The organism is Bordetella holmesii (genome assembly GCF_020735985.1).
Taxonomy (GTDB): Bacteria; Pseudomonadota; Gammaproteobacteria; order Burkholderiales; family Burkholderiaceae_B; genus Bordetella; species Bordetella holmesii.
On the sequence record NZ_CP085973.1, the window covers coordinates 1,711,943 to 1,734,960 of the forward strand.

Sequence of the window (23,018 nt, forward strand, 5' to 3'; positions counted from 1 at the left end):
AGTCAGGAGGAACAACTTGACCGAGCGCGCGGGCAAACCCGCCAACCCTATGCCAACTCGTGGGGACGCGCGCGCGGCGACTGAGCCGGCGCAACGCTCTCGAAAGCATGCTTGAGTCCCTGCCTGCATCAGCCACGGGTAGCGGACTGACATAGCCTGCCCCCTGTCACAGCACATCGTCTTATCCGAAGCGGCCATCGACAGCACCCCAAGGCTGGTTCCCTCCTATCACCGCGGACCGCGCCGAACCGCCGCCCGGAGGCGGCGAGCGGAACCCGGCGGGGTGAGCAGGTATCATCTGACACCACCGTTGGTGGCACGGCACCCATGCCCAGGGTTGAAAAGCCAGAAGAGTCACAATGGCGACCTTTGCGCCAATCGCCCTTGGAAACCCGCGTTAAACAGCGATCTAACTATTCATGCAACTAGCCACCTGGAACGTCAACTCCCTGAACGTGCGCCTGCCGCAAGTCATCGCCTGGCTGGCCGACAACCCGGTCGATGCCCTGTGCATCCAGGAACTCAAACTGGCCGATGACAAGTTCCCGCTCGAGGCCTTCACCCAGATCGGCTACCACGCCGCCTGGGCCGGCCAGAAAACGTATAACGGCGTGGCCATCCTCACCCGCGAACCCGGCCAGGCTATGGTGCGCAACATCCCCGGCTTCGACGATCCGCAACAGCGCGTCATCGCGGTCACCCTGCCCACTCCGGCCGGTGAGGTGCGCATCATTTGTGCGTACTGCCCTAACGGCCAGAGTGTAGGCAGCGACAAATACGCCTACAAACTTGAATGGTTCACTGCCCTGCACCGCTGGCTGCAGGAAGAACTGCGCGCGTATCCACGCCTGGCCATCCTGGGCGACTACAACGTCGCCCCTGCCGATGAAGACGTCCACAACCCCGAAAAATGGGAAGGCCAGGTCCTCGTCTCCGAACCCGAGCGCGCGGCCCTCAAGAGCCTGCTGGACCTTGGTCTGACTGACGCCTTCCGCCTCTTCGAGCAACCCGAGAAATCTTTCACGTGGTGGGATTACCGCATGTTCGCCTTCCGCCGCAATGCCGGCCTGCGCATCGACCATATCCTGCTCTCCGATGCCCTGAAACACACCTGCACCGCCTGCGTCATCGACAAAGCGCCGCGGGGCAACGAACAGCCCTCGGATCACACCCCGGTCATCGCCACACTCGACCTGAGCGCCTGAAATCGGCCTGGCCGCATCAAAAAAATTTGGTGTATAGTTTCGATCTTCTGTTTTGGGGCGGTAGCTCAGCTGGGAGAGCGTCGCGTTCGCAATGCGAAGGTCGGGAGTTCGATCCTCCTCCGCTCCACCAAAATTCCCGGTCAAAACAAGGCACTACATTTAGCGATGTAGTGCCTTGTTTTGCATTTGATGGCAGGTTTTGCCACACCCGCTCTGGCAACCCACAAATGCGGTTTGCCACGCGCTCAAGACGTTGTGAACGGCTCCAGGAAAATGCCAGGGATGGATGCGGGTAACGCCGTTCGCACGCCAGCCGGCGAGAGCGGCGGATTGCTCAGCATCCGCCACCGTAAACGTATCGGCGGAAACGCCAGAAAGAACGCACCAAGCATCGCCAGTCGATGCCCCGCCAGTCAGAATGGAGCCGGTTAAGCCAAGATCGGTATTGACCTGCCCCCAGATTTAGTACGGCACCGACATAGAGCCCAGGGGTAAAAGACCTTCTTTCTGATGAGCCTGCACGAATTGCGCCGGCGTTAAATATCCGAGCGCGCTGTGAGGCCGATCGGTGTTGTACTCGACTCGCCAGTTTTCGATCAAGCTTTTAACCTGTCGCAGGGACAAGAACCAGTGCTCGTTAAGGCATTCGTCGCGGAACTTGCCGTTGAAACTTTCGATATAAGCGTTCTCCACCGGCTTACCCGGCCGAATAAACGACAGCTTTACGCCTGCTTGGTAGGCCCAGGCGTCCAAGGCTCTTCCGGCGAACTCTGGCCCGTTGTCCACGGTAATAGATCGCGGCAGGCCACGCATCTCCGCCAGCCGTTGCAGCACCATGGCAACACGCAGTCCCGGCAACGACGTATCGACCTCGATGGCCAGGCATTCGCGAGTGTAGTCATCGACGATAGTCAAACAGCGGAATCGGCGGCCATAGGCTAGGCCGTCGGCCACAAAGTCCATTGACCAACTCTGATTCGGCGCGATTGCCGCTGGGCGAACCACGCGCTCGGTCGCCGCGATTCGCTTACGCTTTCGTTTTCGCACGCTTAACCCTGCCAGACTGTACAGCCGCCAGATTCGCTTGTGATTTGCTTGCCAGCCTTCGCGACGTAAGAGCACATGGATCCTCCGATAGCCGTAGCGTCGTTTCGCCACTGCCATCTCTTTCATGCGCTCGGTCAGCGCAGCATCGCCTGAGCGTGTGCTCTCGTAGGCAAACAGCGACCGCGAAATTCCTACCAGCCCACGGGTGTCAGCGCCGATGTAATACTGACCCACCGCGTCGGAGTAAATCTGACCCACCTGGGCGATGATGGCGGCCTTTTGGCCGCCGACAATGTTGACTCAGGAGCAAGCAGTGGAGATCAAGGTAATGGCGCGTCGTGGCGTCAGCATTCGGGAGATGGCCAAGCAGCTGGGCTGCTCACGCAACACGATCAGGCGGTATCTGCGTGAGGCTGGTGCCCAGCAGTACAAGCCCCGCGAGGCACGGACCACCAAGCTGGATCCGTACAAGGACTATCTGCACGGGCGCATCGAGGCGGCCCGGCCGCACTGGATTCCAGCAGCCGTGCTGCTGCGGGAGATTCAAGAACTGGGCTACCCCGGTGGTGTAACGCAGCTCAAGGAGTTTCTTGGCGGCTACAAGCACCAGGAGCCTGAACCGGTCGTTCGTTTTGAGACGCCGCCTGGCAAGCAGATGCAGGCCGACTTCACCCACATCCGGCGCGGCCGTGATCCCTTGATGGCCTTTGTCGCCACGCTGGGATACAGCCGTTCGAGCTGGGTGCGGTTCACCACCGATGAGCGCGCCGACACTTGGTTCGGATGTCTGCGTCAGGCCTTCATCTACTTCGGCGGCGTACCCCAGCACGTGTTGTTCGACAACGCGGGCGCCATCATCACCGAGCGCGATGCCTACGGCCCCGGCCAGCATCGCTGGCACAACGGGCTGTTGGCCGTCGCCCAGGAGTTCGGCTTCACCCCGCGTGTGTGCCAGCCTTATCGCGCCAAGACCAAGGGCAAGGTCGAACGCTTCAACGGATACCTGAAGGGCAGTTTCTGTGTCCCGTTGGCCGCGACCCTCAAGCAGGCTGGCCTGCGCTTCGATGTGACGGCAGCCAACGCGCACGTCGGTCGCTGGCTCACGGAGGTGGCCGATCAGCGGCTGCATGGCACCACTCGGGAGAGACCCGCTAAGCGGTTGCAGGAAGAGCGCCTGGCGCTACTGCAGTTGCCTGCGCAACACGGCATGCTGGTGCCGGCCACGTCTCACCGGCCTGTGCCGCGAGAGAGCTTCCAGCACCCGCTGTCGGTCTATAACGAGTTGCTGGAGGTGCGAGCATGAACCTTCAACACAACCGCATCGAACAGATCTGCGATGTCCTGAAGCTGGAGCGTATCGGCAGCGAGTGGCCCGCCATGGCCCAGCAGTGCGCCCGCGAAGACGCCAGCCATGGCGACTTCCTGGAGCGCCTTCTGGGTATTGAGAACGACGCCCGGATCGAACGCCAGCGCGCCGCCCTGATGAAGATCGCCACGCTGCCCTCGGTCAAGACCATCGAAGACTATGACTTCGCCTTTGCCAGTGGTGCGCCGCGTGCCCAGATCCAGGAACTGGCGGCCCTGAGCTTTATCGAACGGGCTGAGAACGTGGTGTTCCTGGGACCCAGCGGCGTGGGCAAGAGCCACCTGGCGCAGGCATTGGCGTACCGCGCCGTCATGGCGGGCATCAAGACCCGGTTTCTGACTGCCGCCGACCTGATGATGCAGTTGGCCACGGCCCATAAGCAGGACCGGCTGCAGCAGTACTTCAACCGCGCCATCATCGGGCCGCGCCTGCTGGTGATCGATGAGATTGGCTATCTGCCCTTCGGGCGCGAGGAAGCAAACCTGTTCTTCAACGTGGTGGCCCAGCGCTACGAGCGTACCAGCATCATCGTCACCAGCAATCTGCCCTTCAGCCAGTGGGCCTCGTGCTTCTCTGAGGATCAGACGCTGACCGCTGCCTTGCTCGACCGCCTGCTGCACCACGCCCATATCGTGCAGATTGCCGGGGAAAGCTACCGGCTCAAGGACAAGCGCAAAGCAGGAAACATCAAGATCAGGAACTAGGTTTTTGAACGCCGGGGTGGGTCAGTTTTACTCCGACGATTCCGACGAAAGTGGGTCAATTTTCAACCGGCGTTGACACACAGGCCCGGGTAACACCCATGCTGCGCTCGGTCATTAATGTCCTGACCGCCTCGCGTTTGGCCTGCGGGCTGACTACTTTCGGCTTAGCAGATCCTGAAGCGCCGCCTTGTCCAGCATCGACTCGGCCAACAGCTTCTTGAGCTTGTTGTTCTCCTGCTCCAGCTCCTTGAGCCTCTGAGCGTCCGACACCGTCATGCCACCGAACTTCGCCTTCCAGTTGTAGTACGTTGCCTCGGAGATTCCGTGCTTGCGGCACAACTCTGCGGGCTTGGCACCTGCATCGGCTTCCTTGAGCACGCCGATGATTTGCTCTTCCGTAAATCGTTTCTTCATTGCCATTCCTTTGGGAACGGACTCTACATCGATTTCGTACTAATCACGGGGAGCAGGTCACGGGCACGATCAAACCATTTAAATCGACGTGGCAAACGCAATCAATCCGAAAACAATGCCTGGAAAGTTTACGCAGGCTAACGGCCAATCACGCTTCGGCTTTTTGAGTGCCCCATACGTCACCCAGAGAGTGCAATTGATTGCAGCAACAAGCGGCTGAAGCCAACTTCCTTTCATGCCATCTAGGTTATTACTAATCTGCGGAATATATGACACATACATAGCGACGGCAGTTACAGTTGCTACCCAACCCAAAACCGTGAGCATTTTTTCGTTCATGTCATCTGCTTCGTTCGATTAACTCAGATCGGAAAATACCGCCGTCCGATACGTAAGTTACTACACCTAGCCGCTGCGTATCAGAAATCCTGCTCCACAAGCAACCTCAAGTCGACACCCACTCGCGAACCAACACAGATGTCTCCCTTCCCTTGGTAATCCCCCCCTTCTTAGCGATTGCCAGAAGTAGGAACGCTATGCGGCCATGGCTAGCCGCTGTTTAGGGGTGTAGCCGCCCAGTGCCATATTCGGGCGTTCGTGATTGTAAGACCACATCCATTCGGTCGCGGCGCGCTGCACGTGATCCAGGTCTTCCCAGTGGTACTGAGACAGCCACTCGTAGCGCACGGTCCTGTTGAATCGTTCGACATAGGCATTTTGCTGTGGCTTGCCTGGCTGGATGTATTCGAGCTTGATACCCCATTGCCCAGCCCACTTGGTAATAGCGTCGCTTAGATATTCCGGTCCGTTGTCGCAGCGGATCGCCAGAGGTTTTCCCCGCCAACCGATAATCTGCTTCAAAGATCGGATCACGCGCTCGGACGGCAGCGAGAAGTCGATTTCGATGCCCAGGGCTTCTCGATTGAAGTCGTCGATCACGTTGAACAATCGGATGCTTCGGCCATCGGTCAGCTGATCGTGCATGAAGTCCATCGACCATACATGGTTGAGTTGGTTTGGCACGGTCAGCGGCTCGGGCGCTTGGCGCACCAGACGCTTGCGCGGCTTGATACGAAGATTCAGCTCCAGATCCCGATGGATGCGGTAGATCCGCTTATGATTCCACGAGTAGCCTTTGACGTTGCGCAGATACAGGTAGCACAGCCCGAACCCCCAACTGCGGTGGCTGTCTGTAAGCCTCATCAGCCAGTCTGCAATCTCATCGTTCTCGGTGCTGCGCTTGCAGACGTACCGGTAGCAGGTCTGGCTGATGCCAACCACCTCGCAGGCCAGGCGTACTGAAATGCCTCGCTCGCGCACCATGTGTTGGGCCATCTCGCGTCGGCGAGATGGCCTCACCACTTTTTTTCGAGTGCCTCCGCTCGAAGTTCAGCTTTGAGCCTCTCCTCGACATACATCTTGCGAAGCCGCGCGTTCTCGGCCTCCAGCTCCTTCATCCGCGACATCATTGACACATCCATGCCGCCGAACTTGGACCGCCATTTGTAGAACGTTGCTGAACTGATTCCCAGCTCGCGGCACAACTCGGGCACTGCCAAGCCTGCCTCGGCCCGCTTAATCGCTTCGATGATCTGGCTGTCTGTAAATTTCGACTTCTTCATGCGGTAGAACTCCTCAACGAGAAAATTCTACTTCTGACCTCATCGCTTTTGCGGGGGGATTACCGTACATAACCCTCCCCGAGAAGGAATCTCAGTCATGAACCTGTCAGTGACTCTTGACGACCCGCTGCGCATTGCGCCGCCCTTCGAGGGGCCGGGCGACGCGATCGCATCCATGCCCATCTGGCGCCCCAACTCGACCCTGCCCTGTATCTTGACCACGACGTCGGCCAGACCAGCAGTGTCTACCCTGATCGGGCCGCAGCGCTGCGCAACGACTGCGCCACACCCGAGGTGCAAAATGTCTTCGCCGCCCTGGTGCGCGCAGCGGCTCGCCCCTCGCCTAACCAAGCCGGCCATCGTGCTTTCCCTGCTCAATCGTTGGCAGGCGATGGCCAAGCAGGCCGCGCTGGCCAATCTGGTTGCAGCCGAACTGGCCGGACGGCGCATAACCTTCGGAGCACTGCCCTTTTCATCCTGTTGCACTGACCGACTGAATCCATACGGACTAATTCGGGGCTAGGGTCAGCCAAGCACTGCTCCCAGGTTTGAAGCGATCACAGGGGGCAACTTGAACAGACAGCGGTGGCCCTTATTCCGGGGCGACACCTCATCGCTATAGCGATGTAGCACCTGGGCAACGGTTTGGAGCGCAATCCCGCCCACCGCCGTGGTCAGAATCTCAGTTTCGCGGGAGGCGACCCACTCCTGCGCCTCGCGCTTGGTGTCAAAAGACTTGCTCTCGCGGATGCCGGCCTTGCTGATCTCGGCGCGCCACGTCTTGCCACGTTTCCGAAATGTTCCCATCCCCTACTCTTGCTTGGCGTAAATCCTGGCGTAGATTTGGCGTAGAAAAATAGGCGATTCAGTATGAAAAAGTCAACGTCGTGGACAAAAGAAAAGCCCCCAGGCACTCGAATGCCAGGGGGCTGTATGACACTGTTGGCGTAACGCCAAAACAGTATCAAGAATAAGTTGGTGCGAAGGGCGGGACTCGAACCCGCACACCTGTTACGGCGTCAGGACCTAAACCTGGTGCGTCTACCAATTTCGCCACCTTCGCAAAGCCAAGCCCGCTATTGTAGCTTGCTTGTTAAAATCTTGCTCTATGAATCCAAGACTTGATGCTTTGCATCCCTATCCCTTCGAGAAATTGCGCGCGCTGCTGGCCGAGGCTGGTGCACCGCCACAGGGGCTAACGCCGATCAACCTGTCGATCGGCGAACCGAAGCACGCCGCGCCTGCCCGGGTTGGACAGGCTATTTGCGACAATCTGCAGGGTCTGTCGGTCTATCCGTCCACCAAGGGCGAACCCGCCCTTCGGCAAGCCATTTCGCAATGGCTGTCGCAACGCTACAGCATCCTTGCTCCCGATATCGAGCGCGAGGTTCTGCCGGTACTGGGATCGCGTGAGGCGTTGTTCGCTTTTACGCAGACGGTGGTGGACCCGACCGCCGATGCGTTGGTTGTCTGCCCCAATCCTTTCTATCAGATCTACGAGGGTGCCGCAGTGCTGGCGGGCGCCACGCCCTATTTTGTCAATGCGGATCCGGCCCGAGATTTCGGCTGCGATTGGGCCCGCGTGCCAGAAGACGTCTGGAAGCGCACGCAACTGGTATTCGTGTGTTCGCCGGGCAACCCGGCGGGCAATGTCATGTCGCTGCAGGACTGGGAGGTGCTGTTCGCGCTCTCGGACCGCCACGGCTTCGCGATCGCCTCCGACGAGTGCTACTCCGAGATTTACTTCGACGAGGCACCGTTGGGCAGTCTGCAGGCTGCCCGCCGCCTGGGCCGCGACGATTATCGCAACGTAGTGGCGTTCTCCAGCCTGTCCAAACGCTCGAACGTGCCCGGCATGCGCTCGGGTTTCGTGGCGGGCGACGCCAGGCTTATCAACCGCTTCCTGTTGTACAGGACGTATCATGGCAGTGCCATGAGCCCGACGATCGCAGCAGCCAGCGTGGCCGCCTGGGGCGATGAAGCGCATGTTGTCGAGAATCGGCATGAGTATCGAGCCAAGTTCGAGGCCGTGTTACCGATTCTGCAGCGAGTCATGGATGTGCGTCGGCCTCAGGCTGCGTTTTATCTATGGGCGCCCACCCCCGGTTCGGATACCGCTTTTGCCCGTGACCTGTATGCCCGCACGGGTGTGACGGTTCTACCTGGCAGTTTTCTGGCCCGTCAGGCGCATGGTGTCAACCCTGGCGCTGGGCGCGTGCGTATCGCGTTGGTTGCCCCCTTGGCGCAGTGTATCGAAGCTGCCGAACGCATTGTGCACTTCATCAAGACTTCCGTTTGATCAACCCTTTATAAGCAAAGCTTCATGACCCTCGATCTGCAAACCACTATCGAAAAAGCCTGGGAAGCCCGGGCCAACCTGTCGCCTTCCGACGCAAGCGCCGAAGTGCGTGACGCGGTCGAGCACACTATCGCTGCGCTGGACCACGGCCGCCTGCGTGTGGCCGACAAGTCCAGCGGCGAATGGGTCGTTCACCAGTGGATCAAGAAGGCGGTGCTGCTGTCGTTCCGACTGCAGGACAACGACGTGATGGGCCAGGCGCCGCTGACGTTCTACGACAAGGTGCCGACCAAGTTTGCCGAGTACGGAGCGGCCGCGTTCAAGGCGGGCGGCTACCGCGTGGTGCCGCCCGCCGTGGCCCGCCGTGGCGCCTTCATCGGCAAAAACGTCATCCTGATGCCTTCCTACGTCAACATCGGCGCCTACGTCGATGAGGGCACGATGGTCGACACGTGGGCTACCGTCGGTTCGTGCGCCCAGATCGGCAAGAACGTCCACCTCTCCGGTGGCGTCGGCATCGGCGGCGTACTCGAGCCCCTGCAGGCCAATCCCACCATCATCGAAGACAATTGCTTCATCGGCGCGCGCTCCGAAGTGGTCGAAGGCGTTGTGGTCGAAGAGAACTCGGTGCTGGCCATGGGCGTGTTCCTGTCCCAAAGCACCAAGATCTTTGACCGTGCCACCGGCACGATCACCTATGGCCGCGTTCCCTCGGGTTCGGTCGTTGTGCCGGGTTCGCTGCCTTCGGCCGACGGTTCGCACAGCCTGGCTTGCGCCGTGATCGTCAAGCGCGTGGATGCGCAGACCCGCGCCAAGACGAGCATTAATGATTTGCTGAGGGCTTGATGAGCACCGTACTGGATCTGGTTAAGGACCTGATCGCCCGTCCGTCGGTCACGCCCGACGACAAGGATTGTCAGCAATTGCTGGGCGATCGCCTCGCGCGCGTAGGTTTCACCTGCGAAACCATCGCGCGCGGCGGCGTCACCAACCTGTGGGCCCGCCGGGGCTCGCAGGCGCCGCTGGTGGTGTTTGCGGGACATACGGATGTCGTGCCCCCGGGTCCCCGCGAGAAGTGGGACAGCGATCCTTTCTTGCCGACCGAGCGCGACGGCTTTCTGTATGGCCGGGGTGCGGCCGACATGAAGAGTTCCATCGCTGCCTTCTTGGTGGCGGTGGAAGAATTTGTGGCCGCCAACCCCGCACACGACGGCTCCATAGCCTTTCTGCTGACCTCGGATGAGGAAGGCCCGGCGATCGATGGCACCGTCATCGTCTGCGAAGCCCTGCAGGCGCGGGGCGAGACCCTCGACTACTGCATCGTGGGAGAGCCGACGTCGACCGCCGATGTCGGGGATGTCTGCAAGAACGGTCGCCGTGGCTCGCTGTCGGGTGAGTTGACCATCAAGGGCATACAGGGGCACGTGGCGTATCCGCATCTGGCGCGCAATCCGGTGCATCAGGCCGCACCTGCCTTGGCCGATCTGGTCGGTATCGAGTGGGACAAGGGAAATGACTATTTCCCCCCCACCACGTTTCAGATTTCAAACATGAAGGCCGGTACTGGCGCGACCAATGTCGTGCCCGGGGAGGCGGTGGTGACGTTCAACTTCCGCTTCTCCACCGCAAGCACGCCGGCTTCGCTCAAGTCACGCGTGCACGAGGTGCTCGATCGTCACGGCCTGGAGTATGACCTCGTGTGGGAATTGGGGGGCGAGCCCTTTTTGACCGCTCGCGGCCCGCTGACCGACGCCCTGTCCTCGGCCATTCTCGCCGAGACCGGACTCACTACCGAACTGTCGACCACGGGGGGCACGTCGGACGGGCGCTTCATCGCCAAGATCTGCCCGCAAGTCATCGAATTCGGCCCGTGCAACGCCACGATCCACAAGATCAATGAGCGTATCGCCCTCGACAGCCTGACTCCCTTGAAGAACATCTACCGGCGCACGTTGGAAAACCTGCTGCTGGCACATTGAGGCTTTATGCCGTCTAACGATCGCCAAGAATTGCAGACCCTGCGCGACCTCATCCGCTATGCGGTGTCGCGCTTTCATGCCTGCCAAGTCGCCCTGGGCCACGGTTCGGACAATGCCTGGGACGAGGTCGTTTACCTGGTGCTGCACGGCCTGAATCTTCCGCCCGACACCCTCGAGCCTTTTCTCGATGCCCGCGTCGTTGAACAAGAGCGCGAGCGCGTGCTCAACCTGATCGACCGGCGAGTCAACGAGCGCATTCCGGCGGCCTACCTGACCCAGGAGGCATGGTTGCGCGGTCAACGTTTTTACGTGGATCAACGCGTCATCATGCCTCGCTCGCCCATTGCTGAATTGCTGGATCACGGTCTGGCTCCCTGGGTGCGTGAGCCTGAATCCGTGCAACGGGCGCTCGACATGTGCACGGGCTCGGGTTGCCTGGCCATTTTGGCTGCGCTGGCCTTTGCACACGCACAGGTCGACGCAGTCGATGTGTCTGCCGACGCGCTCGAGGTCGCGCGTCGCAATGTCGCCGATTATGGTCTGGAAGATCGCCTGTCTTTGCATCGTAGTGATCTGTTCGAGGACCTTCCGGAAGTGGCCTATGACGTGATCGTTTGCAACCCCCCTTACGTCAACAGTCAGTCCATGGACGAGTTGCCGGCCGAGTATCGCGCAGAGCCTTCACTGGCTCTGGCCGGCGGCTCGGATGGGATGGATCTGGTGCGTCGCATTCTGCATGCGGCCCCCCGCTATCTGGCACCGCAAGGCATACTGGTACTTGAAATTGGCCACGAAAGGGATCACTTCGAGTCCGCATTCCCCGATCTGGAACCCATGTGGCTGGATACTGAACAAGCCTCCGGCCAGATTCTTCTGTTGACCCGCGAGCAGTTGTGATACGTGCCTCTGGATTGACCCTGCGCCGCAGCACCAAAGTGCTGCTCGACAACGCAGAATTTGTCGTCAACCCGGGCGAACGGGTGGGTTTTGTGGGCAAGAACGGCGCGGGTAAATCGTCGCTTTTCGCTTTGCTGACAGGCACCCTGGATCAGGATGCCGGTTCGCTGGATGTGCCCTCGGGCTGGCGTATCGCCAGCGTTCAACAGGAAATCGCCGCAGACGACAAGCCCGCCCGAGAGTTCGTCATCGACGGGGACACTCACTTGAGAGCCTTGCAGGCCGAGCGTGCCAGCCTGCCGGACGATCAAGGCGATCGGATAGCCGAACTCGAGGCGGCACTGGCCGAGGCCGACGTCTGGAGCGCCAATTCACGTGCCGAACAGTTGCTGGCCGGTCTCGGTTTTGCGCCTGACGAGTGGATGAAGCCCGTAGCCAGTTTTTCCCGCGGCTGGCGCATGCGGCTGGCTCTGGCACGCGCCCTTATGGCGCCATCGGAATTGCTGCTGCTCGACGAACCCACCAATCACTTGGATCTGGACGCCATGCTATGGCTGGAGAAGTGGCTGGCGGCGTACCCCGGCACCGTGCTGCTGATTTCTCACGACACGGAGTTTCTGGATGCCGTCGCACGCGTCATCCTGCATTTCGATCACGGAAAACTGATCCGATATCGTGGCGGTTACGAGGACTTTCTTACGCAGAGAGCGGAACGGCTGCACCAGGCCAGCATCGCCCATGAGCGCCAGACGCGCGAGACCGCGCGCCTGCAAGGCTTTATCGATCGTTTCAAGGCCAAAGCATCCAAAGCCAAACAGGCGCAAAGCCGCGTCAAAGCGCTTGCACGCATGCAAACGCTCGCTCCCCTGCATGCCGAAGCAGGTATCGATATCCGCATACCATCACCGGATCACACGCCGGACCCGCTGCTTGTGCTGGACAAAATGGCAGCTGGATACACCCGTGCCGATGGCGAGCCTGTTGCGATCCTGCAGAACGTAACCCTCATGGTACGCGCCGGGGCACGCATCGGCGTGCTAGGCGCCAATGGTGCAGGTAAGAGTACGCTGATCAAGACGCTGGCCGAAGAGTTGCCTTTACAGGCGGGAGAGCGTCGTGCATCCCGAGGCCTTGCCATCGGCTACTTTCACCAGCATCAACTCGACATGCTGGATCTGGACGCCACACCTCTTCAACACCTGGCACGGCTTGCGTCCGACACACGCGAACAGGAGTTGCGCAACTACCTGGGCGGATTCGGGTTTTCCGGCGACACCGTCAACAGCAAAGTGGCCCCCATGTCGGGCGGAGAGAAGGCCCGTCTGGCGCTCTCGCTCATCGTGTGGCAAAAGCCGAATCTGCTGCTCCTGGACGAGCCGAGCAACCACCTGGATGTCGAAACCCGCGAAGCGCTCGCTGCAGCGTTGGCCGAGTTTTCGGGAAGCATGCTGCTGGTCTCGCATGACCGTCACTTGCTGCGCACCACCGTCGACAGCTTCTGGATCGTCTCCGACGGACAAGTCAGGGAATTCGACGGGGATCTGGAGGACTATCGCGATTGGCTGACAGCCCGCAATGCCGAAGCGCGCGCCGAGGCCGCGCCCAAGGAAAGCGACAGCGTAGATCGCAAGGCTCAGCGCCGCATCGAAGCTGAACAACGGCAGAAGCTCGCCGTTTTGCGCAAACCGCTTCAGGCCCGGCTCGCCAAGGTCGAAAGCGAAATGGACAAGTTGCGTGCGAGGCTGCATGCCCTGGACGCGTTGATTGCCGATGCAGACCTCTATTCCGATGCGCGCCGCTCAGAGCGCCAACAGGTCATGAGCGAGCACGGCGAAGTAGGCAAGCGGATGAATACGCTCGAAGAAGAGTGGCTGGACATCCAGACCTCGCTCGAGGATCTCGCACAAGACCTGCCGGGCTAGCCGCTGGCCAGCGACTCCCGGCCGGCCAGCGGCTACCAAGCTGCCGTGTCCCGCCACGGCAGCTTAGTTCCGCCACGCAGGCTGCGGACATAATTGAAGTTTCTGATTATACCGCATGAGGTTTCGCCGCCGTATCGGCCGGGACCCACGCAAGCCTGCGCACGCCTATAGTTTGGGCTCTCTCTGGTTCCGGGTTTGCTCATGTTTGGCTCTCTTCCCCTTCTGCTCCATGGCTGTTTTTTACCGTCATCTGGAAGTTCAGAATGTGGATTCCTCTGCTTCGGCGCTATGCGGCGCTGACCACCCTCCTTGTTTGCGGCGCCGCGACGGCCCAAGAGCAAACCGCCCCCAAGCCTGCGCAAGACCCTACGCCATGGCTGGACACGGTGTCCGTCACGGCCCCGCTGCCACGCGAACATATCTATACATCCAGTGAAATCCGCGCTACGCCAGCATCCAACCGTGATCTGAGCTCGCTGCTGTCGACACTCCCGTCGGTACGTCAGGACAATGCTGTCGCGGATAGCGCTGGCCGAGGTTCACTGGACGTGGCCGACATATCTTTTCACGGCTCCAGCCCTTTCCAGAATCGGTTCCTGATCAATGGCGTCAACGCGACCAGCCAGGTGGATCCCTCCAGCAAAGATCGTTTGCTGGGTAGCGTGCCCAGCAACCCCCAGGCCTATTTTCTGGATACAGCGCTGCTTGGCGAAGTGCGCGTTTTCGACAGCGGCATCCCGGTGGAGTACGGCTCATTCACGGGCGGCGTGGTCGACGCCAGCCTGCGCCGGCCGTCCGGCGGCAATCACATCGAGCTGGGCTATCGTTGGAACAGCTCCAACCTCACCCGCCAACGGATCCCGGACTATGACCTCGAAAAATGGACTCAGGGCGAGCCTGGCTTTACTCCCCGTTGGCGCAAGCGCTTCTACACCGTCACGAGCGACCTCTCGCTGGGCGACAGGAGTGGCGTGATCCTGGGCGTATCGCGACGCGAATCGCACATCCAGCGCTTTCGTCTCGGCGCCATGAACGATCTGGACCTCATCGAGCAGGACAATTACGCCGACCGCGTCGACAATTTTCTGGCTGACTTCACTCATCGCATCGATTCCCGGACACTGCTTGATCTAAACATCAAGCACGCCAACCGTCGCGAGCATCTGGTCAGTATCGAGTCGCGCGATACCGACTGGCGCAACCAGCACCTCGCCCACGGTGTGGACCTGGGTCTGGAACACGAATCCGGCATCGGGCAGTGGTCGCTACGCGCGGGGCTGGATGACTTCAACAGCCGACAGAACTCCGTTCACAACGCGTTCGTTCAACACGAGTTCGAAGACGGCAGGCCGGATTTCTCCAGCGGCGGTTACGGCAAAAGCGAAAGAGGTCAGCGCAATCTCACCTTCAATAGCCGCCTGGACCTGGCCCCCTGGCAAGCGGCCGACTGGCACTTCAGCCCTTATGTCGGCTTGCAGGTCGAGCACGCTCAGGCCCGCTTCAAACGCTATCGCGAAGCCTACTCCTATCGCGCGATACATATGCTCGACGGCACCGAGGCCCAATCCTCCAAGGTGCGCCACAAACCAGGCAGCGTATCTCTGCAGCACACCCAGCTCGGGCTATACGCCTCCAACGACTTGCGGTGGCGGCGTTGGACGCTGATGACGGGCTTGCGCTACGACAAGGACAATTTTCTGAATCAGCGGCATATCGCTCCCCGCAGCCGCCTCGATTGGGACGCGCGGGGCGACGGAAACACCGTGTTGAGCGCGGGTTGGTCACGCTACTACGGCGCGCAGGCGCTGAAGATCGCGCTCGCCGAAGAGTTCAGCCGCCTGAGCGAAGTCGTCCTCGACGTCTTCGGCAATCCGGTCGTCGACAGCAGCCTGGCCACTCGTGTCGACTATGCTGGTCTGCGCAGCCCTTATGACGACGAATGGGCCTTCTCGCTGACACAGAAAGCGTTCGGTCTGCAAGGCGTGCTTTCTTTCGTCCACCGTAACGGGCGTGATCAGGTCGTCAGGCGGGGCGACTCCTATACCGGCTACCGCTACACCAACGAAGGGCGATCACGTACACGGGACTGGACCCTTACCGTCAGCAACGAGAATCCTTGGCGTATCAGGCAGACACTGTGGCAGGCGTCATTGAGCTGGGGCTATCAGAAAAGCCAGCGTAACACCCGTCTCGCGGAAGGCTACGAAGCCTCGCCTGCCGAACGCGATGCTTACGTGATCTATCGGGGCAAACGTATCCGAGCCTCCGACCTGCCGCCGGGCGACTTCAACCTGCCCCACAAGGTTTCGCTGGATATCCACGGACAATGGCCGCAGCTCGGCTTGAGTTGGAACAATGCGCTCAACTGGCAGAGCCGTCGTCACGACATCCTATACGTGGACAGCACGCCGGGGCGGCACCCTCTGGATATTTATGCGCCCGTACGCCTGCCATCGCACTGGACGTGGGACACACGCATTGCCTGGTATCCAAGTTTCGCCAAAGGCCTGATGATGGCAGTCGATGTACTCAACGTCCTCAACCACATGCCCCCTCTGACAGCCACGCGCCCGGGCAACGACATCGACGAACGTCGATTTCGCACCGGGCGCGAGATCTGGCTACAGGTAGCGTACCGTTATTGAGGACTGCCGTTCAGGCAACGATGTCCAGTTTTGCAATGCCCAGCGCCAGCGTTTTGGTGCCGACATCACGGAACTGAATCTGCGCCTGGGCGTCTTGGCCTGCTCCGCTCAGGCCGATGATAGTGCCCTCGCCAAAACGGCCATGGCGCACACCTTGCCCCACCCTGTACTGCACGTCGCCCACGGTCACCCCATTGGTACCCGTGCGCGGCGCCCGCGGTGCGATGGTGCCGGTATGGCGACGGCCATAGGCATCACCCCGATCTGTCCAAGCGATGCTGCTGGCAGAGCTCAGGCCAGCGTTACTGCTCGCACGCGGCGTCAGCCACTTCAGATGCGCCTGCGGAATTTCGTCCAGGAAGCGCGAGCGCATGGCGTAACGGGTCTGCCCATTCAACATCCGGCTTTGCGCCAGCGTCAAATAGAGTCGCTCACGCGCGCGAGTGATGGCCACATACATCAGACGGCGTTCCTCCTCCAGTCCGGCGGGCTCCAGAATGCTGTTCTCATGAGGAAACAAGCCATCTTCCAGCCCGCTGATGAACACGGCATCAAACTCCAGGCCCTTGGCCGCGTGTACCGTCATCAACTGCACGGCATCCTGGCCAGCCTGCGCCTGGTTGTCACCTGCCTCAAGCGCGGCATGTGACAAGAAGGCAGCCAGGGGCGTCATGATCGGAGCCACCAGGGCCGCCTCCGGCTCCTCACCCACTGCAGGCGCAGTCCCCTCCAGCAGCTCGCCGGCCGGCAACCCCTCGACGTTCTCTTCGGTAGCAAACACCGCCGCCGCCGTGACGAGTTCGTTCAGGTTTTCCAGGCGCTCGGCACCCTCACGTTCGGCCTGATAGTGCGCCTTCAGACCGCTTTCTTCGATGAGATGCTCAACCATTTCCGGTAACGGCAGCTCTCGCGTCTCTGACGCCAGGCGACCGATCAACTGGGCAAATGCAGCAAGGTTTGCGCCACCCTTGCCAGGCACGCGGGCGACGGCACCGAATAAGCTGGTCTGCCCGCTCTGGGCGGCATCCGCGAGTTGCTCGAGCGTGCGGGCGCCAATGCCGCGAGTGGGGAAATTGACCACTCGCATGAATGACGTATCGTCGTCGGGGTTGGAGATCAGCCGCAGATAAGCCAGCGCATGCTTGATTTCCTGACGCTCGAAAAACCGCAGGCCACCATAGACTTTGTAGGCTACGCCCGCAGAAAAGAGCGCGTGTTCCAGAACGCGTGACTGCGCATTGCTGCGGTAGAGCACGGCGATTTCGCTGCGCGAACGGCCTTCGTGGATGAGAGCGCGAATTTCTTCGACCACCCACTGTGCCTCCATACCATCGGAGGGCAGCTCCATCACACGGATGGGTTCGCCTTCGCCCTGGTCGGTCCAGAGGTTCTTGCCCAGGCGCCCCTGGTTGTGGCCAATGAGCGCGTTGGCAGCATCGAGGATATGGCCAAAGGACCGGTAGTTCTGCTCCAGGCGAATGACACGTCCGTGAGCATAGTCGCGCTCGAAGTCGGCCATGTTGCCGACGTTCGCACCGCGGAAGGCATAAATGGACTGGTCGTCGTCGCCAACGGCGAAGATGGCCGCGCCGCCTCCGGCCAGCAACCGGAGCCATTTGTACTGCAGCGTATTCGTATCCTGGAACTCATCGACCAGAATATGGCGAAAGCGCCGCTGATAATGCTCTCGCACCGGCGCATTGCGTGACAACAGCTCGTAGGCGCGCAACAGCAACTCGGCGAAATCCACCACGCCTTCACGCTGGCACTGGGCCTCGTAGAGCTGATAAATCTCGATGAGCTTGCGCCGATGCGCATCCCAGGCCTCTACCTCGGCCGGACGTTGGCCTTCTTCTTTGGCGCTGGAGATAAAACGCTGAACATCGCGCGGGGGATATTTCTCGTCGTCGATGCCTTGAGCTTTGAGCAGCCGCTTGATGGCAGCGAGCTGGTCGGCGGTATCGAGGATCTGAAAGGCCTGGGGCAGCCCGGCGTCACGATGATGCGCCCGCAGCATGCGATTGCACAGACCATGGAACGTCCCAATCCACAGCCCTCTGGTATCGATAGGCAATATGGCCGCCATGCGCGTCAACATCTCGCGGGCAGCCTTATTGGTAAACGTAACGGCCAGGAGTCCAAACGGACTGGCCTGGCCGGTTTGAATCAGCCAGGCCATGCGGGTCGTGAGGACCCGGGTCTTGCCGCTACCCGCCCCGGCCAAGACCAGGGCGTGTTGCGGTTCTAGAGTGACTGCGGCGCGTTGTTCGGGATTGAGCTTGTCCAGCATCATGCCGCGTAGCGGCGCAAATTGACAGCAAACTGCTCCAGCCCGGCGATGCCACTTTGCTGAGCGCGCTGGCACCAGGCTTGCAGGTCATGCAGCAACTGCTCGCTGCTGGCGCTAGAGCTTTCCCACAGGCGACCAAGTTCACGGCGCATTTGCACCAGGGTCGACAGCGAGGCATTTTTGGCGATGACCTGATCCACCTCGGCCAACTGCGCCGGACGCAGCACATCTTCGTTGCGGGTCAGCGTGCGGCGGGCGCGCTTGAGCACCGTCCAGTTGCAATCCTCGCTACCCTTGCGGCGCGACGATTTCAGCTTGGACATTTCTTCGCCGGCAGCCTTTTTGATGACGTCAGCGTAGCGGGCCATGACTTCGTATCGGTGCGTGATCACGCCTTGCAAGGTACGCAGGTCGATGGACTTGGCATCCGGATCCAGCGTGAGCTTGGGAGCGACCTTCTTGACCTTGGCCAGACCCAGCCAACGCATGACGGTGATGTAGCCCCAGCCGATATCCAATTCATACCACTTGGCCGAAAACTTGGCCGATGTGCCATGAGCGTGATGGTTGTTGTGCAACTCTTCGCCACCGATGACGATGCCCCAGGGGAACACGTTGGTGCTGGTATCGGGGCTGTTGTAGTTGCGATAACCCCAGTAGTGGCCGATACCGTTGACCACGCCAGCGGCCCAGAAGGGAATCCACGCCATCTGTACAGCCCAGACCGTCAGGCCCATGGCGCCGAACAAGGCGATATCGATGGCCAGCATCGTCAGCACGCCCCACAGGCTGTGCTTGGTGTAGACGTTGCGCTCGAGCCAGTCGTCAGGGGTGCCATGACCAAACTTGGCCATGGTTTCCTTGTTGTTGGACTCTTCGCGATACAGTTCGGCACCGCGGAACAGCACCTTCCAGATGCCAAAGAGCATGGGCGAGTGCGGATCGCCCTCTTTCTCACACTTGGCGTGGTGCTTACGGTGAATGGCGACCCATTCCTTGGTGACCATACCCGTGGTCAGCCAAAGCCAGAAGCGGAAGAAATGCATGACCGCAGGATGCAGGTCGAGGCCTCGGTGCGCCTGACTACGATGCAGAAACACCGTCACGGACACGATCGTGATGTGGGTCACGATCAGCGTGAAAGCGAGGATCTGCCACCAACTGGCCTGAGTCAGACCACCGGATATGAAAGAAAGGATGTAATCCATAAAACCGTTTTCTAGCCTCACAGAAAGAGTGGGAGAAGTGTAGCCCACCTGAATTTCTTATGACAGCGCAATTTCAAAATAGTTTTTGAGCGAAATCAAGTACTAAGCCGTCTTTCGCTCACCCTGGTGGGGGGCTGCGCCAGCCGGCCAAAGGGCTGCCTGTCGCCTCTAATATGGTTCATCGAGGAATACCGGGGAATGCAGACCGGATCTTGAGGAAGAAGTACTCCTGATCGCGGTAGCCGTAGGCGCGGCGCTTGATGACTTTGATGGTGTTGTTGATGTGACCTGCCCCCAGATTTAGTACGGCACCGACATAGAGCCCAGGGGTAAAAGACCTTCTTTCTGATGAGCCTGCACGAATTGCGCCGGCGTTAAATATCCGAGCGCGCTGTGAGGCCGATCGGTGTTGTACTCGACTCGCCAGTTTTCGATCAAGCTTTTAGCCTGTCGCAGGGACAAGAACCAGTGCTCGTTAAGGCATTCGTCGCGGAACTTGCCGTTGAAACTTTCGATATAAGCGTTCTCCACCGGCTTACCCGGCCGAATAAACGACAGCTTTACGCCTGCTTGGTAGGCCCAGGCGTCCAAGGCTCTTCCGGCGAACTCTGGCCCGTTGTCCACGGTAATAGATCGCGGCAGGCCACGCATCTCCGCCAGCCGTTGCAGCACCATGGCAACACGCAGTCCCGGCAACGACGTATCGACCTCGATGGCCAGGCATTCGCGAGTGTAGTCATCGACGATAGTCAAACAGCGGAATCGGCGGCCATAGGCTAGGCCGTCGGCCACAAAGTCCATTGACCAACTCTGATTCGGCGCGATTGCCGCTGGGCGAACCACGCGCTCGGTCGCCGCGATTCGCTTACGCTTTCGTTTTCGCACGCTTAACCCTGCCAGACTGTACAGCCGCCAGATTCGCTTGTGATTTGCTTGCCAGCCTTCGCGACGTAAGAGCACATGGATCCTCCGATAGCCGTAGCGTCGTTTCTCCACTGCCATCTCTTTCATGCGCTCGGTCAGCGCAGCATCGCCTGAGCGTGTGCTCTCGTAGGCAAACAGCGACCGCGAAATTCCTACCAGCCCACAGGCCCGGGTAACACCCATGCTGCGCTCGGTCATTAATGTCCTGACCGCCTCGCGTTTGGCCTGCGGGCTGACTACTTTCGGCTTAGCAGATCCTGAAGCGCCGCCTTGTCCAGCATCGACTCGGCCAACAGCTTCTTGAGCTTGTTGTTCTCCTGCTCCAGCTCCTTGAGCCTCTGAGCGTCCGACACCGTCATGCCACCGAACTTCGCCTTCCAGTTGTAGTACGTTGCCTCGGAGATTCCGTGCTTGCGGCACAACTCTGCGGGCTTGGCACCTGCATCGGCTTCCTTGAGCACGCCGATGATTTGCTCTTCCGTAAATCGTTTCTTCATTGCCATTCCTTTGGGAACGGACTCTACATCGATTTCGTACTAATCACGGGGAGCAGGTCACCTTGATCCTTGAAAAATCAAGGATCAAGCGTAACGGCAATCAAGCACGGCTCCACGCTATTCCGCGATGAACCTCTAATTTGGGGGTGTATTTGCCGCCCAACAGAGCGATCCAACATTTTGCTACAAAGGGGGTGGCACAATATGTTGTGTCTTCCCCTTAGTTCGGCCCGACAGGCCCGACCCATGTTACGCCTATTCGCCGTCTCTCTGCTTGCGTGCACTCCGTTGGCAGCCACGCCTGCCCCTGTTTCTTTAAAGCCGGGCCAGACCGTCGTGCTGGCCAGCTTTTACGAGCTAAGAGGTTGCCTGGCGCTGGCCGCTCCTCGCCTGCAACTGACGCAGCCGCCCACACTGGGGGCGGCCACCGTCGTTAGCAGCCAGGGCAATACGGGTGGCAGCGGCGGGTGTGGTTATATCGCCACGCCAGTATCCCAAATCATCTACAAGGCCGACAAAACGGGCCGTGATACCGTCACCTGGACCGTGCGTTATCAGGCACGCGACCGCGCCCCCGAAACCGGAAGCGCGAACATCGTGGTCCTGCCGTGAGCCTTTAATCCTTGACCTCTTCGACAGCCTGAACCTGGTCGGAGGGGGGCACGTGCTCGGTGGCAGCCGGCTCGACGGCCTCTTGTTTTGCCTCGGCGGTGTGACGGACGGCCTTTTTGCGCTCGAAGACGGCAGCGAAAAAGCCATCGGTGCCGTGCAGATCGGGGCGCAACTGGACGTAAGGGCCTTCCAGCTCCAGGTTGTCGCAGCGGTTATGCAACAGCGCGGCCGCGTCCAGGCGTTCGAAATCGGGATGTTCGGCCAGGAAGCGGTCGGCCTGATCGCCGTTTTCTTCCGGCAACAGGCTGCATGTCGCGTAGACCAGGCGCCCACCCGGCGCCACACACCGCGCTGCGCTCTTCAGGATGCGATATTGCAGCTCGCACAATTCGCCCAGCGACTGGGGCTGCTGCCGCCACTTCAGATCGGGGTTGCGCCGCAACGTCCCTATGCCGGTGCAAGGCGCATCCACGAGTACGCGCTGAGCCTTGCCTGCCAGGCGCTTGACCCGGGAGTCGTTCTCGCTATCAATGGCCACGGGCACCACATTGGACAGGCCGCTGCGCGCAAAGCGCGGCTTGGCTTTGGCCAGACGCGCGGCCGAGACATCGAATGCATACAGGCGGCCCGTCGAGCGCATCAATGCCCCCAGCAGCAACGCCTTGCCGCCAGCGCCGGCGCAGAAGTCGATAATCATTTCGCTGCGCCGCGGGCCGACCAGCAAGGCCAGCAATTGGCTGCCTTCGTCCTGCACCTCTACCTGTCCGCTTTCGAACTCGGGCCAACGGTTGATTGGAGGATGGCCCTTGAAACGGATACCCCAGGGAGAGTAGCGCATAGGTTGCGGGTCATAACGGCCGGCCGGACCCTCGCGCAACTTGGCCAGCAACGCATCGCGTTCGATCTTCAGGGGGTTGGATCGCACGTCGAGCTGAGCGGGCTGCTGCAACGACTGCATGAGCGATTCCGGTTGCGGCAGCTTGCCCAGGCGCTCTTCCAGCCAATCGGGAAGGCTGTAGCGCACGGCCCGCGGCAACGCGGACGGGTCGACTTGGTCCACGCGCGCGACCCAGTCGGCTTCGCCGGGATCCAGGGCGTCCTTCAGCCACTCCACCCCGCGCGTGGCCGCCAGACCGAGAATGGCCAAGCGGCGGGTCGCGTTGCCTACGCCACTTTCGGCCAGTTGCCGGTAGTGGCGCAGATTGCGCACAACGTCATAGACCCCTTCGGCCAACTCGGCCCGGTCTCGCCCTCCCAGCGCCGGGTTAGCGCGCAACCAATGCGACAGCACGGCATCGGCCGGGCTGGTCCATTGCAAGACCTCGCCCAGCACGCGCTGGACCTGCTCGATGCGAAAGGCCGCTACCGAGCGCCGTGGACGGGCGTC

At 60.5% G+C, this 23,018-nt stretch carries 18 protein-coding genes, 2 tRNA genes and 2 pseudogenes; 11 read left to right on the forward strand and 11 right to left on the reverse strand.

What is annotated here, in order from left to right:
- Positions 1-419 precede the first annotated feature (419 nt).
- Positions 420-1,205: an exodeoxyribonuclease III gene (xth, locus tag LK440_RS08145; protein WP_005013673.1), complete on the forward strand. Its 786-nt coding sequence runs from the start codon at positions 420-422 to the stop codon at positions 1,203-1,205.
- Positions 1,206-1,259: 54 nt separating this feature from the next.
- A tRNA-Ala gene (locus tag LK440_RS08150) sits at positions 1,260-1,335 on the forward strand.
- Between the two features lie 332 nt (positions 1,336-1,667).
- On the opposite strand, the gene LK440_RS08155 is transcribed toward LK440_RS08150, so the two are convergent.
- Positions 1,668-2,510, reverse strand: coding sequence for an IS3 family transposase (locus LK440_RS08155; protein WP_005013672.1), 843 nt, complete (start codon positions 2,508-2,510; stop codon positions 1,668-1,670).
- Positions 2,511-2,544: 34 nt separating this feature from the next.
- On the opposite strand from LK440_RS08155, the gene istA reads away from it, so the two are divergent.
- Together istA and istB are read left to right on the forward strand one after the other, a co-directional pair.
- Entirely contained in the window at positions 2,545-3,555 is a 1,011-nt protein-coding gene (istA, locus tag LK440_RS08160; RefSeq protein ID WP_025341421.1) for an IS21 family transposase, read from the forward strand.
- Positions 3,552-4,322, forward strand: a complete 771-nt coding sequence (gene istB, locus LK440_RS08165; protein WP_005013542.1) for an IS21-like element helper ATPase IstB — start codon at positions 3,552-3,554, stop codon at positions 4,320-4,322. The genes istA and istB overlap by 4 nt, the downstream gene beginning before the upstream one ends.
- A gap of 79 nt (positions 4,323-4,401) precedes the next feature.
- Here the strand turns inward: istB and LK440_RS08170 are convergent.
- The 5 genes and pseudogenes from LK440_RS08170 to LK440_RS08190 all read right to left on the reverse strand — a co-directional run.
- Positions 4,402-4,736 (reverse strand): annotated as a pseudogene (locus LK440_RS08170) (transposase); the annotation flags it as partial.
- A 78-nt stretch (positions 4,737-4,814) separates the two neighbouring features.
- On the reverse strand, positions 4,815-5,075 hold the full coding sequence (locus tag LK440_RS08175; RefSeq protein WP_005013671.1) for a SemiSWEET family transporter: 261 nt from the start codon (positions 5,073-5,075) through the stop codon (positions 4,815-4,817).
- Between the two features lie 195 nt (positions 5,076-5,270).
- A protein-coding gene (locus LK440_RS08180) for an IS3 family transposase (RefSeq protein WP_101557814.1) occupies positions 5,271-6,358 on the reverse strand; the annotation gives its coding sequence in 2 pieces (ribosomal slippage) (positions 5,271-6,106 and positions 6,106-6,358; 1,089 coding nt in all).
- A 525-nt stretch (positions 6,359-6,883) separates the two neighbouring features.
- The gene (locus LK440_RS08185; RefSeq protein WP_005013668.1) at positions 6,884-7,165 is read right to left on the reverse strand and encodes a hypothetical protein; all 282 of its coding nucleotides are present in this window, start codon (positions 7,163-7,165) and stop codon (positions 6,884-6,886) included.
- 169 nt (positions 7,166-7,334) lie between these two features.
- Positions 7,335-7,421 (reverse strand) — tRNA-Leu (locus LK440_RS08190).
- Positions 7,422-7,466: 45 nt separating this feature from the next.
- On the opposite strand from LK440_RS08190, the gene dapC reads away from it, so the two are divergent.
- The 6 genes from dapC (at position 7,467) to LK440_RS08220 (ending at position 16,100) form a co-directional block, all read left to right on the forward strand.
- A complete protein-coding gene (gene dapC, locus LK440_RS08195; protein ID WP_005013667.1) occupies positions 7,467-8,657 on the forward strand; it encodes a succinyldiaminopimelate transaminase in 1,191 nt (396 codons plus the stop codon).
- 24 nt (positions 8,658-8,681) lie between these two features.
- A complete protein-coding gene (dapD, locus tag LK440_RS08200) occupies positions 8,682-9,503 on the forward strand; it encodes a 2,3,4,5-tetrahydropyridine-2,6-dicarboxylate N-succinyltransferase (RefSeq protein ID WP_005013666.1) in 822 nt (273 codons plus the stop codon).
- Positions 9,503-10,636 (forward strand): succinyl-diaminopimelate desuccinylase, encoded by a 1,134-nt coding sequence (dapE, locus tag LK440_RS08205; RefSeq protein ID WP_005013665.1) that lies wholly within the window; start codon positions 9,503-9,505, stop codon positions 10,634-10,636. The genes dapD and dapE overlap by 1 nt, the downstream gene beginning before the upstream one ends.
- A gap of 6 nt (positions 10,637-10,642) precedes the next feature.
- Positions 10,643-11,533 (forward strand): 50S ribosomal protein L3 N(5)-glutamine methyltransferase, encoded by an 891-nt coding sequence (gene prmB / locus LK440_RS08210; RefSeq protein ID WP_005013664.1) that lies wholly within the window; start codon positions 10,643-10,645, stop codon positions 11,531-11,533.
- Complete coding sequence (locus LK440_RS08215) at positions 11,530-13,455, forward strand: ABC-F family ATP-binding cassette domain-containing protein (protein WP_025341436.1); 1,926 nt, start codon at positions 11,530-11,532, stop codon at positions 13,453-13,455. The genes prmB and LK440_RS08215 overlap by 4 nt, the downstream gene beginning before the upstream one ends.
- A gap of 263 nt (positions 13,456-13,718) precedes the next feature.
- Positions 13,719-16,100, forward strand: a complete 2,382-nt coding sequence (locus LK440_RS08220; RefSeq protein WP_005013662.1) for a TonB-dependent receptor plug domain-containing protein — start codon at positions 13,719-13,721, stop codon at positions 16,098-16,100.
- A 10-nt stretch (positions 16,101-16,110) separates the two neighbouring features.
- Here the strand turns inward: LK440_RS08220 and LK440_RS08225 are convergent, their stop codons facing one another.
- The 4 genes and pseudogenes from LK440_RS08225 to LK440_RS08240 all read right to left on the reverse strand — a co-directional run bounded on the left by LK440_RS08225 (position 16,111) and on the right by LK440_RS08240 (position 21,019).
- On the reverse strand, positions 16,111-18,393 hold the full coding sequence (locus tag LK440_RS08225; RefSeq protein ID WP_005013661.1) for a UvrD-helicase domain-containing protein: 2,283 nt from the start codon (positions 18,391-18,393) through the stop codon (positions 16,111-16,113).
- On the reverse strand, positions 18,390-19,598 hold the full coding sequence (locus LK440_RS08230; RefSeq protein WP_005013660.1) for a DesA family fatty acid desaturase: 1,209 nt from the start codon (positions 19,596-19,598) through the stop codon (positions 18,390-18,392). The genes LK440_RS08225 and LK440_RS08230 overlap by 4 nt, the downstream gene beginning before the upstream one ends.
- Positions 19,599-19,776: 178 nt before the next feature.
- Positions 19,777-19,881: pseudogene (locus tag LK440_RS18090) on the reverse strand (transposase); the annotation flags it as partial.
- 17 nt (positions 19,882-19,898) lie between these two features.
- Positions 19,899-21,019, reverse strand: a protein-coding gene (locus LK440_RS08240) for an IS3 family transposase (protein ID WP_370510763.1) whose coding sequence is annotated in 2 segments (ribosomal slippage) — positions 19,899-20,767 and positions 20,767-21,019 — 1,122 coding nt in all. Because the reading frame shifts where the segments join, the coding sequence is not laid out codon by codon here.
- A 336-nt stretch (positions 21,020-21,355) separates the two neighbouring features.
- Between LK440_RS08240 and LK440_RS08245 the strand changes: the two genes are divergently transcribed.
- On the forward strand, positions 21,356-21,631 hold the full coding sequence (locus LK440_RS08245) for a hypothetical protein (RefSeq protein WP_005013659.1): 276 nt from the start codon (positions 21,356-21,358) through the stop codon (positions 21,629-21,631).
- Positions 21,632-21,635: 4 nt separating this feature from the next.
- Here LK440_RS08245 and LK440_RS08250 read toward each other — a convergent pair whose 3' ends face one another.
- Positions 21,636-22,964 carry an RsmB/NOP family class I SAM-dependent RNA methyltransferase gene (locus tag LK440_RS08250; RefSeq protein WP_115597246.1) on the reverse strand — a complete coding sequence of 443 codons (1,329 nt, stop codon included), beginning with the start codon at positions 22,962-22,964 and terminating at the stop codon, positions 21,636-21,638.
- Positions 22,965-23,018: the final 54 nt, after the last annotated feature.

Bases quoted from the DNA above. Each gene is read 5' to 3' on its own strand.
- xth (WP_005013673.1), top strand. From the start codon at position 420: ATGCAACTAGCCACCTGGAACGTCAACTCCCTGAACGTGCGCCTGCCG.
- istA (WP_025341421.1), top strand. From the start codon at position 2,545: ATGTTGACTCAGGAGCAAGCAGTGGAGATCAAGGTAATGGCGCGTCGT.
- istB (WP_005013542.1), top strand. From the start codon at position 3,552: ATGAACCTTCAACACAACCGCATCGAACAGATCTGCGATGTCCTGAAG.
- LK440_RS08175 (WP_005013671.1), bottom strand. From the start codon at position 5,075: ATGAACGAAAAAATGCTCACGGTTTTGGGTTGGGTAGCAACTGTAACT.
- LK440_RS08185 (WP_005013668.1), bottom strand. From the start codon at position 7,165: ATGGGAACATTTCGGAAACGTGGCAAGACGTGGCGCGCCGAGATCAGC.
- dapC (WP_005013667.1), top strand. From the start codon at position 7,467: ATGAATCCAAGACTTGATGCTTTGCATCCCTATCCCTTCGAGAAATTG.
- dapD (WP_005013666.1), top strand. From the start codon at position 8,682: ATGACCCTCGATCTGCAAACCACTATCGAAAAAGCCTGGGAAGCCCGG.
- dapE (WP_005013665.1), top strand. From the start codon at position 9,503: ATGAGCACCGTACTGGATCTGGTTAAGGACCTGATCGCCCGTCCGTCG.
- prmB (WP_005013664.1), top strand. From the start codon at position 10,643: ATGCCGTCTAACGATCGCCAAGAATTGCAGACCCTGCGCGACCTCATC.
- LK440_RS08220 (WP_005013662.1), top strand. From the start codon at position 13,719: ATGTGGATTCCTCTGCTTCGGCGCTATGCGGCGCTGACCACCCTCCTT.
- LK440_RS08225 (WP_005013661.1), bottom strand. From the start codon at position 18,393: ATGATGCTGGACAAGCTCAATCCCGAACAACGCGCCGCAGTCACTCTA.
- LK440_RS08230 (WP_005013660.1), bottom strand. From the start codon at position 19,598: ATGGATTACATCCTTTCTTTCATATCCGGTGGTCTGACTCAGGCCAGT.